The sequence below is a fragment of the Pseudomonas syringae group sp. J309-1 genome (assembly GCF_032582135.1).
Classification (GTDB): Bacteria; Pseudomonadota; Gammaproteobacteria; order Pseudomonadales; family Pseudomonadaceae; genus Aquipseudomonas; species Aquipseudomonas quasicaspiana.
In genome coordinates this window covers 65,815-83,242 of record NZ_JAWHNU010000014.1, presented here as the reverse complement: position 1 = coordinate 83,242, position 17,428 = coordinate 65,815, and the positions used below count along the sequence as shown (strand labels likewise).

The window sequence follows — 17,428 nt, the reverse complement described above, 5'->3', positions numbered from 1 at the left end:
ATGTTTATTGAAATGTGGAAACTGGCCGGGTGAATTCCGGGTTCGGAATCATCAGGGGCAGTTCAATGTCTCGCGGCGATTTGCCCACCACGAACTCATGCATGGGTCTGCCCAGCAGAACGTCAACAATCCGGGAGCTGGCCTTGCCATCGCCATACGGGTTGGCCGCCTGGGAGGCGCGACGCCACAGCAGGTCATCGTCGTACAGCGCCGCAACGCCACTGATGATGGACTCTGGCGCAGTACCGACCAGTCGAACGGTGCCAGCCGCGACAGCTTCAGGGCGTTCGGTGACATCACGCATCACCAGCACTGGCTTGCCTAGGGAAGGGGCTTCTTCCTGCACGCCGCCCGAGTCGGTGAGGATCACGTGGGCACGCTGCATCAGGCGCACAAAGGCCAGATAGTCCAGCGGTTCGATCAGATGTACGTTATCCAGACCGCCCAGATGCTCGTTGACCGGGCCTTGAACGTTAGGGTTCAAGTGCACCGGGTACACGATCTGGATGTCTTTACGGCTGGCCAACTGGCGCAGCGCCTTGCAGATATCAAGGAAGCCGTCGCCAAAGTTCTCACGGCGGTGGCCGGTGACCAGCAGCACCTTGCGGCCTGGCTTGATGAACGCAAACTGGCTATCAAGACTGTCACGCAGCGCGTGGTCCTGATCAATACGGCTGGCCGTCATTTGCAGGGCATCAATAACCGTGTTGCCAGTAACAAACGAGCGACCTTGCAGACGCTCACTCAACAAGTTGGTGCGGGACTCGAAGGTAGGCGCAAACAACAGGTCGGCACCCAGGTCGATGCAGCGACGGTTCATCTCTTCCGGCCACGGCGAACGAATATCACCGGTGCGCAGGCCCGCTTCAACATGGCCTACCGGAATACGACGGTGGAACGCTGCCATCGCTGCGACCATGGCCGAGGTGGTGTCGCCATGCACCAGAACGCGGTCCGGCTGGAGCATTTCCAGTATCGGATCAATCGCGCCATAAAGAGCAGACGTCAGCGTATTGAGAGTCTGATTGGGCCTCATCACGTCGAGACTGAAATCAGGCGTGAGGTCGAACAGATCCATCACCTGCTTCAGCATGCTTTGATGCTGGCCGGTGACGCAGATCTGGGAGTGGACGCCAGATTCCGCCGCCAGTGCTTTAACCAGCGGAGCCATTTTTATGGCTTCGGGACGCGTGCCGAAGATCGATAGGACCTTAATCCTTGATTCACTGCGAGCGATGATGCCCTCCTCGCGCAATTTTCTTGCGCCGCACAAGTAGACAGCTCAAAGCCTGATGGCATTTTGAGCAAACTACCGAATAGTTTTTAGGCCGGGGTTAAATCGGAAGGAAGCTGATTATTCACTTCGTGTGAGATGGCGCATTGCCTTGCTCCCCGGAACTGGGCCGATTATTAGCAGCATTCGCGGTGGGCGCAAAGTTATAAATGATGTTTTTAAGAATAATTTCAGAGGGCGAAACTTTTACATTTGTAACGAGTCTTTAACAGGTTTTGTGCGGTGTTGTTGCGAGGGGGTAAAGGGCGTCTTACTTTTGTTAACTATCTGTTTTTAATGGTTTTTATTATTTTTACAAACCGTTCGTCAATTGCGATTGAATCTTTTCAGTGGTGCGGTGTCGGCCTGAATTCATGTATGAATTCCAAGTCGTTTGGCTGACGCCTGTATATTGTCGTTAATGCAGAGTGTCCGACAATATCGAAAGAACCACAAGTAAAGTTTACTAATGGTTTGAACGGCTCTGATAAATGCCGGTCGGCCCGTGCTCATAATGAGGTTGTCACTCATATGAGGGTAATCACAGGACGGCTTTAATAGCAAACGAATGGTGCTGAAACTGCTGATTGCTGCAACATCACGACAAAGAGAAATGCAGCGTTCAATACACCAATGCCGCGACCTGCTGATCAGACGTCCTGTCTGGACTTCAAAGTCGGACAGCTCAGTCCGCTCGGGAAAGCTTCGATTTAGGCCGGATCCGAGGCCTGTAGTAACTATGTATCGGCTGTGTATCAGGCTGGTACATTAATATTGACGTCAAAGTAATGGCTGCCTATTATCGCCCCGTTTTGCGATATCAATGCGCTACCACAGGGACGTCACGTGTATTTTTCCGCTACAAAACTTGCTGCGCTTCTGGCGCTTATGGCATTGCCATTCATAGTCTATGGCGCCCCGACACCGGGTGAACAAGACCTTATTCGCGACCGGCAGGATCGCCTGCTTCAAGAGCAGCGCCGCCGCCTTGAAGAACTCAAGGACTTACCTGGCAGCCAGAAGGCACTATCTGCCCCCGCGGCTCCCATGGATACGCGCTGCTTCCCGATCAAAACCATTCGGCTCAAGGGTGCTGACTTGTTATCCACTCGCGAGCGTGACGCGCTGCTTGAGCCTTTTGTTGGGCAATGCCTGGCCGTTGCTCAGCTCAATGGCGTGCTCAAGGCCGTCACGGATCATTACCTCGCCAAAGGGCTGGTAACCACCCGCGCTTACTTGCCGCAGCAGGATTTGTCCCAAGGCACGCTTGAAGTGCTGGTCGTGGAAGGCAAGCTGGAAAGCCTCAAGGGCGAAGCGGGCAGCGGCCTGTCGGAGCGGGAACTGGCGATGGCCTTTCCAGGGCTGGAAGGGCAAGAGCTGAACCTGCGCGAGATCGAGCAGTTGCTCGACCAACTCAACCGCTTGCCGTCCAATCAGGCGCAGATGGAGTTGGCTCCCGGCAATGCGGTGGGCGGCAGCACTGTGTTGGTCAAAAACACCCCGCAAAAGCCATGGCGCGCGTCGTTGGCGCGGCACAACGACGGCCAGAAAAGCACCGGCGAACAACAGTGGGGCGTAGGGCTGGATTGGGACAGCCCGCTGGGGCTGGCTGATCAGTTGAACCTGCGGGGTGGGCATGATGCGGTCAGCGACCATAAGCGTACTTATCAAAGCAATATGCTCAGTTACAGCTTGCCATGGGGCTGGTGGAACTTCAGTTACTCCTACAGCGACAGCGAATACCGCACCCTTGGCCAAGGCGCTGGCTTCGACTTCAAATACACCGGCGAAAGCCAGACCCACCAGTTGCGCGCCGAGCGTGTGATCCATCGTGACGCCAAGAGCAAGACGACCTTGAGCACCGGGCTCAGCCACTTGCGCACCCGCAACTTCATCGAAGACAGTGAGTTGGCGAATGCCAGTCAACGTATTACCGAGGCTCAATTCGGTGTCAGCCACGGTCGTGTAGTAGGCAGTGCTTTTGCCAACCTTGAACTGGGCATGCAGCAGGGCATCGGCGCACTGGACGCCATGGGCGAGGGTCGTCGCGCCAATAACGAACCTACTGCTCGCTACCGTAAATACACCGCGACCCTCAGCTACTTGCAGCCTTTCCAGATCGGTGAAGAGCGCTTCACTTTCAGCAGCCTCGCCACCGGTCAGCGCAGCGAAGACATGCTCTATAACAGCCAGCGCTTTAGCGTCAGCGGTCAGTCAGCCGTACGTGGCTACAAGGAACAGTTTCTTTCCGGTGACAGCGGTGGCTACTGGCGCAACGACTTGCGCTGGACTCGGCCCGTCACTCTCGAATGGTTGCAACCGGTGCTACAGCAATATGGTCTGGGTGTCGGATACGACCAGGGCGTCATTCGTCGTGATGCTGGCAGCGGCGGACAAAACGGTCGGGTGTCTAGCAACTCACTGGAACTGTTCGCCCGTGGCAAGCACGTATCCGCCAGCGTGACGTTCGCTCATTCACTGGAGCGGCCTGCTGCTCTGAGTGAGCGTGAAGCACCGATCTATTTCCGCCTCGAACTTACTCTCTGATCCCCGCGCCAAGGAACCCTCTACATGGACGTTAAACAACTGGCCTTCCTGGCGCGTCAGCCTTCGGCTGCGCTGAATTCGCGTGAACGCTTCTGGGGCATGCCCAAACGCGGCATTGCGCTGATCCTCGCCAACGCGATGTTCTGGCAGCCGCTGATGGTCCAGGCAGAGGGAATCGCTGTGAGTGGCGGTGGGACCAGTTTGACCACGGCGGGCAACGGTGTGCCGGTGATCAACATCGCGGCACCGAACAGCAGCGGCCTCTCGCACAACACGTTCGACCAGTACAACGTCGACCGTCAGGGCGTCATTCTCAACAATGCCACCAACCGGACCCAGAGCACTCAACTGGGAGGGATCATCCTCGGCAACAGCAACCTGAAAGGGGCGGCCGCGACCACTATTCTCAATGAGGTGACCGGTACTAACCGCACCCAACTCAAGGGCTACACGGAAGTCGCCGGGCAGGCTGCACGAGTCATCATCGCTAACCCTTATGGCGTCACCTGCAATGGCTGCGGCTTCATCAATACCCCGCGGGCGACCCTGACCACCGGCAAACCGATACTGGATCAGGGGCGTCTCGACCACTTCAAGGTGGAGGGTGGCGACATCTCCATCGAAGGTGCAGGGCTTAACGCCGGTGATATTGAACAGTTCGATCTGATCACACGGTCGGCCAAGCTGAACGCCGCACTCTATGCAAAGAAACTGACCGTCGTTACCGGGCGCAATAACGTCGATGCACAGACACTTGGTGCGACAGCCCTGGCTGATGATGGCAGCGCCAAACCGGAACTGGCCATCGACAGCAGCGCGCTGGGCGGTATGTACGCGGGTTCGATCAAGCTGGTAGGTACCGAGCAGGGCGTAGGCGTCAAACTTGATGGTGAGCTGGCGGCCAGTGCCGGTGATGTCAGTATCGATGCCAACGGCAAGCTGACCATGAACTCCGCGGCGGCAAGCGGCGCGCTGACGGTCAAGGCGCAGAGTGTGCAGGCCAACGATGCGCTGTATGCGGGCTCTGACCTGAGCGTCACAACACAGGACGATCTGTTCAACCAAAAAAGTATCGCAGCTGCTGGCAACGTGGTGCTGGCCTCAAACGGTCAGTTGACCAACCTTGGCGCAATCGAAGCCGGGGTCAATCCCGATGACACCCGCAAACTGTCCGGCACCGTGCGGATCGATGCGAAAAATTTGCGTAACGCCGGGCAGATCGTCGCGCCGAGTGACCTCGTGGTCAGCGTTACGCAGGACCTTGATAATCGTCAGGGCGTCATCGGGGCCAGCAGTGGCTCTGTGAATGTAACCGCTGGCGGTCGGGTCGATAACTCCCACGGTTCCTTGAAAGCCGAAACAGCGCTTATCGTCAACGCTGCGGCAATGCTCAATCAGACCGGGATGATGCTAGGCAGCACCATCGCCCTGACGGGGCTCAGTCTCGACAATAACAATGGCGTCATAGTCGCCAGTACCGGCGCGGCCACCGTGACAACCCGGGGCCGACTGGACAATACCCTCGGCAAGATTCAAGCGAAAACCAATCTGGTCGTCAATGGCGCAGCGCTGATCAATCAGAGCGGCACGCTGCTTGGCAAAACAGTCAGCGTCACTGGCAGCAGCCTCGATAACCGTCAGGGTACTGTCGTCGCCAGCAATGGTATCGCACAGGTTGTCACCGTCGAAAAACTCGATAATACCCAAGGGACGCTCCAGGCTTCCTCCGGTCTGGTGGTCAGCGGCGCGGAGCTAATCAACCAGAACGGGAATATGCTCGGTGAAACCACTACCGTCACCGGCACCAGTCTCGACAACCGAAAAGGTCTGATCGGCTCCAGTAATGCTGTCGCCAGTGTCACCGTCAGTGGCGACCTCGACAACACGCAAGGCACACTTAACGCCGCTACCGATCTGGTCGTCAAAGGTGGTGGTCTGGTCAATCAAAGCGGCAAGCTGCTCGGCCAGACAGTTACCGTAACCGGAACCAGTCTGGACAATAACGCCGGTGTGATCGCCTCAAGCAGCGGTGCGGTCAGCGTCACGACGGATGCCAGGGTTGACAGTACCAACGGCACCCTCCAGGCCTTCACCGACCTGATTGTTCGCGGGGCAGAGTTGGTCAACCACGGTGGCAAGCTGCTCGGCAAAACAGTCGATGTAATCGGCTCCAGCCTGGAAAACAACAGCGGCCTTATCGCTTCCAGCTCCGGGACTGTCAAAGTCACGACCGACAATGGACTCGACAACACCGACGGCATCCTGCAGGCCGCTACGGACCTGGTGGTTGGCGGCGCAGATCTGGTCAACCAACGAGGCAAACTGATCGGTGACACGGTAGTTGTCACGGGTAGCAGTCTGGATAACCGGGCAGGCCTGATAGGTGCCCGCACCGGCGCACTTCAGGTCACCACTGGCGGGCGGCTCGACAGCACGCAAGGCACGCTTCAGGCCGAAACCGATCTGGTCGTGGTTGCTGGGGAGGTGGTCAACCAGAGCGGCACAGTGCTCGGCAAGACCGTGACGATCACCGGCACCAGCCTCGACAACAGCAAGAAAGGCAGCATCATTGCCGACACTGGCGACTTGAAAATCACAATCGATCAAGCCGTCAACAACCAGCAAGGTCGCCTGCAATCCACTGTTGGCGATATCACGCTAACTGTCGGCAGCCTCGACAATCAGTTGGGTGTGGTGGTCGGTGAGAAGGTTGCGGTTACCACATTGCTGGGTGCGCTTGATAACCGCGGCGGTCAGATTCTCGGTACGCGTCTGGATGTGGACGCAAAAACCTCTATCGATAACCGCAACGCGGGCCAGCTGGTCGGCGGCAGTGATGGTCTGATGCTCACAACCAAGCGTATCAGCAACCAGCAAGGCACCATCCTTGCCGGTGGCAGCCATGCCGAACTGGTTCTGGGGCAGGGCCGTCTGGATAACCAGGCGGGTAACATCAGTGCCAGCAGTGTTGGGCTGACCGCTGGCGACGTCGATAACAGCGCGGGTAGCCTCACCAGCCTGAACGGCAATCTACAGTTGACCGTCGATCGCGTCACGAATCGGGGCGGCTTGATCGAAGCCAGCCAGAAACTGCTCCTCGACGGACAGACGCTGGACAACAGCGCTGGCGGCCGGCTTTTAGCGCATCTTGGTGATTTGAGCCGTGTCGCACTAAAAGGCGATCTGGATAACCGTAATGGCCGTATCGCCATTGGCAGTCAGGCGTTCAGCCTGCAAGCCAGCACGCTGTTCAACATTGGCGGAAAAATCGAACACGCCGCTACAGGCCTGTTCAGTTTACGTTCGGCGAACCTGTTAAGTAATCAAGGCCAGATGATCGGACTGGGCGCTGGTGACTGGAACGTCACTAACGTCAACGGCGTCGGCCTTTGGCATATGAACGGTGCGCTGGATATCAAAGGCTTGCAAAGCATCAGCCTGCAGGCGGGTGATCGTATTGCCAGCGCGAGTAGCCTGAGCCTTGAAGCGGCTAACCTGACCAACTCCGGTGAACTGCTTGGCGATGGCAACCTGACCCTGAAATTGTCCGGAGACCTGGTCAATCAGGGGCTTATTTCGACGCAAAAGGCGCTCAGCATCAAAGCCGCCAACCTGATCCAGAATGGTGGCCGCATCGCCAGCGCCGGTGAAGCCGGGCTGACCATCAACGGCACCCTCGACAACCTCGGGCGCCTGACTTCCGGCACCCATCTCACAGCCACCGCCGACCGCATCGTCAATCGCGGCACACTTGGCGCTCAGCGGCTGCTGAAGCTCACCGCGGTCAAAGACATCGATAACCAGCAGGACAGCCTGATCTTCGCCGGTGGCGATATGGCCTTGCGCGGTGACAGCCTGTTCAACAAATACGCCGACATCTACAGCGCAGGCAATTTCAGTTTTGCTGCGGTGGACGGCAATCGTGCCAGCCTGCTGAGCAACTTGTCCGCCAGCATCGAAAGCGCTGGCGATATCGATATCAAGACCAGAGAGCTGGACAATTCCAAGGCCGAGTTCGAGTCCACGCAGGAAGCCATAAGCCGCGAAATGCTCATGGATTGTGACGATTGCAGCGGCGACGTCCACTCGGGCTCATACATCGTTCGCACTACCTACCAAGGGGCGGTTCTGAAGGACTCGCCAGCTTCGCGCCTGCTGGCAAATCGCGACCTGCTGCTTGACGCGGTGACCGTGACCAACGGCCAGAGCCTGCTGGCTGCCAACAGTAACGCCACCATCACGGCGACCAATTTCTACAACCGGGGTTTCACCCTTGATAACCGCGTAGAGAACGTCAACTACTACCTCAGAAGTGTTAGCCAGAGCGCTTACCGGGTTGCTGAATCTGCCACCAACGCCTGGAACAGGAAGAATGTCGGGCTAGCAATGGAAGATCAGGCGCCTATTCCGACCGCAGTGACCCGGTACGGTATCCGCGATACCACGAGCACTATTTTGCCCGGTAATGGCACCACCTACACCGGCACCGTACAGGCTGGCGCTACCCTTAAACTGAACATCAGCAATGAACTGGTCAATGGCAGTCTGACTGATCAGGGCAATGCCCAACTGACCGGCGCGACGCTGGACAGTAGCACCGTTGGCGCGGGCGGCAGGCAAGTCATTCTCGGTGCGCCGGTGGGCAGCCCAGGTGCTGTGAAAGACGTCCAGCGGATCCAGACCACCGCGGCAGACGGGAGCGTGAAATTCAGCTTCGTGCCCGTGGATTTCAGCGGTGCGCCCTTCGTCAGTGTCGACCCGACTTCATTGTCCAGCTTCCGACTGCCCCAAGGCAGTTTTGGCCTGTTCACTCAGAACCGCAACCCCGCAGCCCAATACCTCATTGAAACCAACCCTTCGCTGGTCGATACCGCGAAGTTCATGAGTTCGGATTATCTGCTCAGTAATCTCGGTTACGACCCTGCAGAAGCAGATCGACGTCTGGGCGACGGCCGTTACGAATCCCGCCTGATCGCCGATGCGGTGCGCGCACAGACCGGCCAACGCTTTCTGGCCGACGGCATCAGCAGCGACTACGAACAATTTCAATACCTGATGGACAACGCCGTCGCCAGCAAAGACGAGCTCGGCCTGAGCCTCGGCGTCGGCCTGACTTCGGAGCAGGTCGCTGCCTTGACCCACGACCTCGTCTGGATGGAAGAGCGCGTCGTCGAAGGCGAAACCGTGCTCACGCCAGTGCTCTATCTGGCCAAAGTCGACTCGCGCAACCTGCGTGGTGGCAGCCTGATTCAAGGTCGCAACGTCGAAATGATCACCGGCGGCGACCTGAAAAACGTTGGCACCCTGCGCGCCAGCGAAGACCTCACCGCCCTCAGCGGCGGCAGCATTTACCAGGGCGGTCTGGTTCAGGCGAATAACAACCTGACGATGCTCGCCACCAACAGCATTCGCAACGCACTGGCCGGTGAAATACGTGGCGACAAAGTCAACCTCACCACACTCACCGGCGACATCATCAACGACCGCACCGCCGTGCAGTTCACGATCGGCAACGACACCAGGACCCAACTTGATGCAGGCAGCAGCATCACCGCCGGTTCAGAGCTGACCATCAATGCCGGCAAGGACCTGACCAACAAAGGCCAGATCAGTAGCGGTGGCAACGCAGCCCTGACCGCCGGAAACGATATCAACCTGCTGTCGGTAGAAGACCGCAACGTAGAAAAAAACGTACTGCGCCGCGGTATGCGCACCGAAGAGACCATCACCCAGATGGGATCGAGCGTGACTGCAAAGGGCGACCTGAGCCTCAAGGCCGGAAACGACATCAATGCAGTAGCAAGCAAAGCGAGTGCGGGCCGGGACCTGACAGTTGAAGCCGGTAACGACGTCAATCTGATGTCTGCGGCGGATGAGCACAATCTTGAGAGTCGTTTTAAGAAGGGCAATAAAAAGGTACATGAGGTCGACAACCAGAGTCGGCAGGTGGCCAGTGAGTTCACGGCTGGACGTGACCTCGACATCTACGCCGACGGCGACGTCAATCTGGTAGCCAGTAATCTGAAAGCGGGTGATGAAGCCTACGTCTATGCAGGCAAAAACCTGAACCTGCTTGCGGCTCAGAACACCGACTACACGCTGTACGACATGAAGAAAAAAGGCGGCTGGGGAAGTAAAAAGACCCAGCGCGATGAAGTGACCAAAGTTACTCACGTCGGCAGCCAGATCACTACGGTCGGTGATCTGACACTGGAAAGCGGTGGGGATCAGCGTTATCAGGTTGCCAAGCTCGATAGTGGTAAAGACCTGACGATTGAGAGTGGTGGGGCGATTACGTTTGAGGGCGTGAAGGATCTGCATCAGGAGAGTCACGAGAAGAGCAGCAACAGTTTGGCCTGGACCTCTATGTCGGGCAAAGGCAATACCGACGAGACATTGCGCCAGACCCAGATGATTGCCAAGGGAGAGCTGGCAATCAGGGCCGTTGATGGCTTGAAAATTGACATCAAGGAAGTCAATAAACAAACGGTAAGCCAAACCATTGATGCCATGGTCAAGGCTGATCCTCAGTTGGCGTGGTTGAAGGAAGCCGAGCAGCGCGGGGATGTGGATTGGCAACTGATCAAAGAGACACACGACGCCTATAAGTACAGCCACTCGAGCCTGGGCCAGGGCGCGATGTTGGCGATCATTATCATCGTTACCATCGTCACTGCGGGAACTGGCACTGCTGCAACGATTGGGGGGGCTGCCAGTCAAGCTGCGGTGGCAGCAGGTTATGCAGGCGCTGCAACTGCTGCAAGCGCTGCAGCTATTGCAAGTTTTTCCGCCGCAGTTGCACAAGCCGCCGTCAGCGTAGTGAATAACAAAGGTGATTTGGGGGCCGCATTTAAAGATGTTACATCTGCGGATGCGATGAAAGGCTACGTGATCAGCGGGCTCGCGGCTGGTTTTGCAGCCGGGGTACTCGACAAGTCATTTGGCGTTAAAACTGCGGATTTATCTAAGGCTACCCACGGTTTCGAACTTGGAACCATGGATGGTTTTACCAAATTTGCAGGCTATACCGCTGCTCAGGGAGGCTTTAACGCAGTTGCAAATACCGCAATCAATGGCGGGAGTCTCAAGGATAACCTGGCTCAAGTCGCAATCAGCTCTGCAGCCGATGTATTGACGGCAGGTATCTACAACAAACTTGGGTCCCAGCTGGAGTTCTCTGGACTTACAGCGAAAGTAGGTGCGCACGCTCTGGTTGGAGGGTTGATTGCAGAGTTGGCGGGAGGGGATTTCCGGACCGGAGCCTTGGCCGCAGGGGCAAACGAGGCATTTGTTGCTTCGGTAGGCGACAAGATATTTGCCGAAAACTCTCGCGACCAACTGCTGGCGATGACCTCTCAACTGATTGGGCTAACGGTCGCTGCGGCTGCGGGAGGGTCTGATAAGGATCAGGCTGTTGCGTCGTGGGTTGCTTCACAGGCAACGAAGTTCAACAGTCTTGATCACCCGACGGCCGAGAGGCTGCTTGATGAGTTGAAAGCGTGCAAGGCTAACCGCTGTAGTGCAGATGAGCAGCGGAGCCTGATGGCAAGGTTTGAGAAAGTCTCGGCCGACCGTTCAGCCTTGCTTGCGGCTTGTCCTACTGCTGAATGTAGGGAAAATATTCGAGCCAATACGATAGCGATGGATGATCCCGTCGCTCAAGAGTTGGTGGCTTGGTATCGGGAGCGTGTTTCGTACGATATGGTCGGTCTGCTGACGGGGGACCCGAGCAAGATCGCCATGCCAGCGCAAGGTTATGATCCTTGGGGGGCAAAATATGTAACAGATGACCAAATAATACTGGCATTGAATATTCAGCAGAATACGCTGACCCCTGCTCAGCAGGCTTACCTGGACTCGTGGAATAAAGAAACGGGCTGGATGGACCGGGCTGTAGGGCGAGTATTGACGGTTGCTGAAAAAGCAGAAATGCTTGTATCGCTTGGCAACGCTATGCTGACGGAGGGCTGGGGGAAAGCCTCAGGTGGGAATAGCGCTTCTGGGAGTGGAGTTGTTCAAGGTGGGAGCGGTGCTGGTCCAAAAGCAACAGTCAGCTCTCCGCTGAAACTTGGCGAAACCAAGGCAATCGACGATGTCAGCATGACTCGTGTAGGAAGGTGGATGTTTCCTGATGAGCTGGCGCAGATGCAAAATACAAATAAAGTGGTGCAAGGCGGTGGAGGACAAACCTTTATTTCGACTAATGGCATCGCTGACTTTAAAGGGGCTGCACCCAAAGGCTCTGTCTATGTTGAGTTTGATGTTCCAGCTAACAGCTTGCTGCAAGGCGGAAAAGATGGCTGGTTTAAAATGATTGGCCCTGATGCAGGTAAGTCTCAGCAGTTCTTGCTTAATAAGCAGGGCGGCGAGCATCTTCCGGCGATCAAGAATATTGAAATTCTAGATAAGAAGTGAGCAGTCTTATGGATAGATCTTGGTTTGACGAAAGTGTAAAACCACTTTTGAAGGGGTTTTCTCTAGAGTACTCATCATTTGCTGATGGGGATTTTGGTGACCTTGAAAGGATAGAGTTGGAAGGTTTTAACAAGCTAGGGACTGTTGAATTCTGGTCTAAAGGTTGGGTGGGTATAGATATATATGACTGTGCCCTTGATGATCAGGTTATGAATGTGTTGCTCTCTCCAGAAGAGGGAGAATCTGTTTCTCAGGAGTTCGATAGGTTTATAAAGATATTGACGCAGGATAGTTGATGGTCCAAAAGGAATAAATCCCCCTTCAGCGCCTCGCAATGCAAGCAACCTTGCGGGCGGTCCGCTGCAAAACGCAGCCCAGATAAGCGGACGTTTCAAACTTGATGGTGGGCCAGTCAATGGAAAAATGGGGTCAGACCACGATTTTAAAGGAAAAGGCAAGAAAATAGGTAATGAAAATCGTGAGAGAAACTGCGGAAACGGGGGGGCAGACCACTATTGTTTTAAAGAGTTATTCGTGGGCCCGTTGCCGCCCACTGAAGGAAGCTTGGAGTTTTTATTTGATTAATCGTGGTCTGACCCCGGTTTTCGTATCGATCTCGCAAACGGTAAGCCGGTCATAGCAGCAGGAGAGGTGAAGATTTTGAATGGGAAGGTTAAATATATTGATAATACGTCTGGGCACTATGAGCCGTCTGGTCCCGCTGCTCAGGCTGCGGCCGAAAAAGCTTTTTCCCAGAAAGGCCTTGATGTAAACGGGACGTACATAGAAAAAATCTGGTTGCCAAATCCGAGTAAACCTAGCTCGGGTGCTTGGGTGCCCAAAAAATGAGTGACATCATGGAACAGTTTGACGAACTTTGCGACGCGGCAATGGCTGCTTTCGGCGAGGAGCTAGGAACGTCGTATGAGTCGTCTTTGTTGAGGGTGTTAGAGTTTGTTAAGAGTAATTTGGAGTTTAGGAAAGAATTCATACCCAAATTTGAAGCTATATTAATGTCGAACAACTCCCCCTTCGAGGTCGTGGCATTTTGTATGCGCGAGCTTCAGTGGCCGGAAATAAAAGACTTTGTAATTTTGGAGATGGACCTCTCGCAAGATCCTAGAAGCGAAGTTTTGCGAGATGTCCTCACGGCATATGATGAGTTTTGGCCCGATGCAGACTTGTATAAATATTATGATGATGATGATGATGATGATGATGATGGTCCTAAGTGATTTACGATGGGCGCGCCAACCAGAGAAAACGAGGAAAAATGGGGTCAGACCACGATTGTTTTATTCGATCTTTAATAGTTTTGTTTTTTAAATGATTAGGTTGTACTTAATCGTGGTCTGACCCCAGTTTCTCCCTCGGGTAAAAACGTTGGGGGACTCCTGGAGATTAAGGACGTTCTGAAGCTTTCACTGACAAAGAAGTTTCAAGCGCAGGTAAAGATTGCGCTTGAGAGCGGGCAGCCTCTGAATTTGGTCGTAAGCCCTAGAACTCAGACGATTTCAGGTCCGCTTACTAGACAGATCAGGCGTACCAGCGGAGATATATTCAGGTACAACCCGGCCACTGGTGAAATGACGAAATTCTGAAAATATGAAAGCATACATTCAAATTGCAATTAGGACTCGTATTCATACTGCTGACTGGATGGTTGGTCGCCAACTGCTGGATTTGCTGGCCGGTAATGGTGGATTACTTACACCCGAGTATGTTTCAAACAATGCAGATAAAATAACGAGTCCGTTTGTCGGGATAGATGGAAGCGAGAATATTTGGGCGTCTCCTGTAGCTGTTCGCGTTAATGGGGCGCTTTCAGAATTTTTCGATGACTTTGCTTGGGCACGGAAAAAAAGTATAAAATCTTCAGGGAGTGTTGTTCATACTATGATGAACGCTAAAGGAGTAATTGTCCCTGGCGAAATAATTATTCGGGCAGCCTGTACCGCAAAAATTGACTGGTATTCCGTATTTAGACTGTTATGTGCATTATTCCGCCCCCAGATCGCATGCATGCATTTGTTTGACGGTCTAGAGGCTGACGCAAATATAAAAAATAATAGCTTTCAAATTGGGTCTTTCAATTCAAGCATTAAGCCCGATGTGCCAGATATGGGGTGGGCTATGTTTTACGGTGGCGAGTTTGCAGAAGCAGTGGACGTAAAAAGCATAAGTGATGCAGGTTTTTTTGTGGATGAAATTTCTAACGGTTATCTGGTGCGAGTGACGGAACGCCTTCAAGATGTACAAGATGATTGTCTCTATTTCTCGAGGCGTAGACTTGAACTTAAAGGTCTCTTTAGTGAAGGTTTCTTTCTGAGTTGAGGCAAAAAAATGAGCTCAAACTGAGATCGTTTTATCCGCTCCTTAATATTTTGGTTTTTATTTTTCGCATGTGAAAACCATGGCTTATCGACCCCGCCTACTAGGCCAGGACGGTTGTAGGTACTCCTGTTGGAATGACATTCTTTATTCAAGCATTTCTGGGTATAGATAACCCTCATCGGCCAGCAACCTACACCGGCACCGTACAAGCGGGCGGCACCCTCAAACTCAAAATCAGCAACACGCTGGTCAATAGCAGCCTGACCGATCAGGGCAACGCCCATTTGATCGGCGCAACCCTCGACAGCAGCAGCTTAAGAAAAACGGGGTCAGACCACGATTGTTTTATTCGATCTTCAATAGTTTGGTTTTTTAAATGATTAGGTTGTTCTTAATCGTGGTCTGCCCCCCAGTTTCTCCCTCTGTAACCTATTTTAGGGTTGAGGGGGCGGATCTGGCACGAACCGTATTACTGCCAATGCAGATGGAACCATCACTATCAACCCAGGTTGTACAGGACAAATCTGCGTGAGTGTTGGCAATGCTGATCACTCTACGTACTACTTGACGAACAAGCGACCTGATGGATCTGTAGTGGTATTTGACGTTGATGCTGGCCTGCATAAGGACATTATGAGCAAAATAGTCCCTCAGCGGCCTGTTCCCGGAATGACGAAGGATCCTAATGCACCGAAGAGGGTAGACAGAGATCAGCCCGGTTATTCCATTGAGTTACCCAAGATTTGGGAGTCGTTACTCGAAAAGAACTCGAGTAATGCACGAGTTTATACGCAGAATGAGTTTTTAAAGGAGTTCAAGAAATGAAGTTGAGTCAAGCAGTTTTTGATGATCTTTGGAATGGAGAGCGAAGTGTCTGTTTTTTTGTGCATTCTGGAAAATGTTATTGGGTTATAGATGAGAAGTATAACTTCTCCCTTGACGCAGAAAAAGATTATCGTGCCTATCTTGAAGATGGTGATATAACCCTAGAGCAATACGAGCAGTCTTGCAAAAGTTTCAGAGGTGGTATTATAAAAATGACGGCTGAAAATTTTCCGCAATATCTAGCCTCTTCAAGTGAAAAAACTCTTTCTTCAAGCGATTTGGAGGATTTCATAGGTGCGGATAACGAGATTTTTAAGAGGGTTGAGCATTACTTTTTAACCGGCGAGGGTTTGACGCCAAACCTTTTTAAACAGGTTAATGTTATTCATTCCACTTTTCCCAGGTTTTACATAAACTTCGACAGAAAAATTTTTATGCACATGGACGATGTGCGTGATCATGAGAGTTTAGCTTATCCGGATTGGACTGCTGAGTGCTTTGATTTTAGTTTTTTAATTCCTGCTCGCGAGCGGTACTGGATAGTGGCAGGTAATGATTATTGGAAATTTCGGTATATATAAAAAAGGTGGAGCAGGCCAAGATTGTTATGGGGTTTTTTTTGAAGATAGGGCCATAGGGATCGGGGTCAGACCGACATTTTTTTATTAGACGGATCCTATTTGCACCTGAGGTTGAGGGTCGTACTGGGTAGAAGAGTCACCATGTGTCTCCGCTGGCCGCCCAATATAGAAAAGGGATCAGACCACCATTGTTTTTACTCTGACCCCGATTCTCTCACTGATTCCCAAGGAAAAACGTCGGCCGGAGGGAAACGGGGTCAGACCCCGACTGTTTTATTCGATCTTTAATGGTTTAGCTTTTTTGAAGTGATTAGGTTGTGCTTAATCGTGGTCTGACCCTAATTGTATTCTGTCAATGTGTTCGATAATGGTGGTGTAATTCGTCCGACCAAAAAAGGAATCTGAGATGCTGCACGAAGAGCGTATTACTTATACAACCCTTAAGTCGTGGGCGCTGGACTGCTATTATGAAGGGTGTCGAGACCACGCGGTTATGAAGGGGTGGCCTCATGAACAGATCATGGGATACGTCGATTACCAATTTGAAAACGTCTTTGAGCGCCCAGTGGAGAGCTTCATGTGGCGAGTCATCCTGTTGGTTCTATCTGGCGGATGGCATGAAGACTGGTGTTCTCGTGCGCGTCAACTGATTGAAGATCAAATCACCAAAAACGGAATTGATAGCCTTTTGGCCGGAGTGCCTGCTGACGAATCAGACTTGTTTCGACATGACCTAAGAATTTTGAAACTGATCTGAAGGTGCAGAATACATCCTTATAACTAAAACTTTCCATAGGTGGCTGGCAAAATCAGTCAGCGGAAATACGGGGTCAGACCCCGATTGATTTATTGGTTCTTTAATAATTTGGTTGTTTTAAGTTGGTAGGTTTTACTTAATTGTGGCCTGACCCCAATTTCCATTGGCTGTCCAAAAAAAGTAGACGTACAGCTTTTATTTTTTTATCGTGGACTGACATCAGTTTTCCCCGTTTTCTAGGGTTTAAATGTTGTGAGGATAAAGTGTGAGTGATGCTAATGTTATTGATTGTTGCTCTGTTTTGTTGGCTGACCTTGGGTTTGGAAATGAAACTCTAGAATCGCTAATTATGAAGTGGCGCTTTCTTGTTGGGCAGTGCCGTGAAGGATATGAGTGGGACTATTCGGAGTATAAAAATGAAATTAGAGCTAGGTGTCTGATAAATGAATTGCAGAATTGTCCTGGTATTTATGGCGCGATTGAACTGAAGGGCTTTTTTAACGATGTGGCTTTGCTGGATGAAGAGTTCAAGAGTTTGTTGCAGCCGGGTGTGGATGTGAATGAGGGGGGTAGTTGGTGGGAGAGGGGCGTTTTGTCGCGTGCTGGAGAAGAGTACCGCTGTTACATGGCCAATGCCCACCGAGTCTCGGTTGAGCGTATTAAGGATTAAAAAAAATCGGGTCAGGACACGATTTG

Annotated in this window: 11 protein-coding genes; 10 read left to right on the top strand and 1 reads right to left on the bottom strand. The window is 53.0% G+C overall.

Annotation, left to right across the window (positions count from 1 at the left end):
* Positions 1–4 precede the first annotated feature (4 nt).
* The gene (gene wecB, locus RX972_RS10865) at positions 5–1,237 is read right to left on the bottom strand and encodes a non-hydrolyzing UDP-N-acetylglucosamine 2-epimerase (protein ID WP_027900480.1); all 1,233 of its coding nucleotides are present in this window, start codon (positions 1,235–1,237) and stop codon (positions 5–7) included.
* A gap of 924 nt (positions 1,238–2,161) precedes the next feature.
* On the opposite strand from wecB, the gene RX972_RS10860 reads away from it, so the two are divergent.
* From RX972_RS10860 to RX972_RS10820, 10 genes are all read left to right on the top strand, one after another.
* Entirely contained in the window at positions 2,162–3,820 is a 1,659-nt protein-coding gene (locus RX972_RS10860; protein ID WP_316874992.1) for a ShlB/FhaC/HecB family hemolysin secretion/activation protein, read from the top strand.
* Between the two features lie 24 nt (positions 3,821–3,844).
* The gene (locus tag RX972_RS10855) at positions 3,845–12,235 is read left to right on the top strand and encodes a DUF637 domain-containing protein (RefSeq protein WP_316874962.1); all 8,391 of its coding nucleotides are present in this window, start codon (positions 3,845–3,847) and stop codon (positions 12,233–12,235) included.
* Between the two features lie 8 nt (positions 12,236–12,243).
* Entirely contained in the window at positions 12,244–12,531 is a 288-nt protein-coding gene (locus tag RX972_RS10850) for a hypothetical protein (protein WP_316874960.1), read from the top strand.
* A gap of 561 nt (positions 12,532–13,092) precedes the next feature.
* Positions 13,093–13,470 (top strand): hypothetical protein, encoded by a 378-nt coding sequence (locus tag RX972_RS10845; RefSeq protein WP_316874959.1) that lies wholly within the window; start codon positions 13,093–13,095, stop codon positions 13,468–13,470.
* Positions 13,471–13,587: 117 nt separating this feature from the next.
* Complete coding sequence (locus tag RX972_RS29480) at positions 13,588–13,836, top strand: putative toxin (RefSeq protein WP_410478221.1); 249 nt, start codon at positions 13,588–13,590, stop codon at positions 13,834–13,836.
* Between the two features lie 4 nt (positions 13,837–13,840).
* Positions 13,841–14,569 (top strand): hypothetical protein, encoded by a 729-nt coding sequence (locus RX972_RS10840; RefSeq protein WP_316874957.1) that lies wholly within the window; start codon positions 13,841–13,843, stop codon positions 14,567–14,569.
* Between the two features lie 134 nt (positions 14,570–14,703).
* A complete protein-coding gene (locus RX972_RS10835) occupies positions 14,704–14,949 on the top strand; it encodes a hypothetical protein (RefSeq protein ID WP_316874956.1) in 246 nt (81 codons plus the stop codon).
* Between the two features lie 441 nt (positions 14,950–15,390).
* Positions 15,391–15,975: a hypothetical protein gene (locus RX972_RS10830; protein ID WP_316874955.1), complete on the top strand. Its 585-nt coding sequence runs from the start codon at positions 15,391–15,393 to the stop codon at positions 15,973–15,975.
* Positions 15,976–16,381: 406 nt separating this feature from the next.
* Positions 16,382–16,732: a hypothetical protein gene (locus tag RX972_RS10825; RefSeq protein WP_316874953.1), complete on the top strand. Its 351-nt coding sequence runs from the start codon at positions 16,382–16,384 to the stop codon at positions 16,730–16,732.
* Between the two features lie 265 nt (positions 16,733–16,997).
* Positions 16,998–17,402: a hypothetical protein gene (locus RX972_RS10820; RefSeq protein WP_187522924.1), complete on the top strand. Its 405-nt coding sequence runs from the start codon at positions 16,998–17,000 to the stop codon at positions 17,400–17,402.
* Positions 17,403–17,428 lie beyond the last annotated feature (26 nt).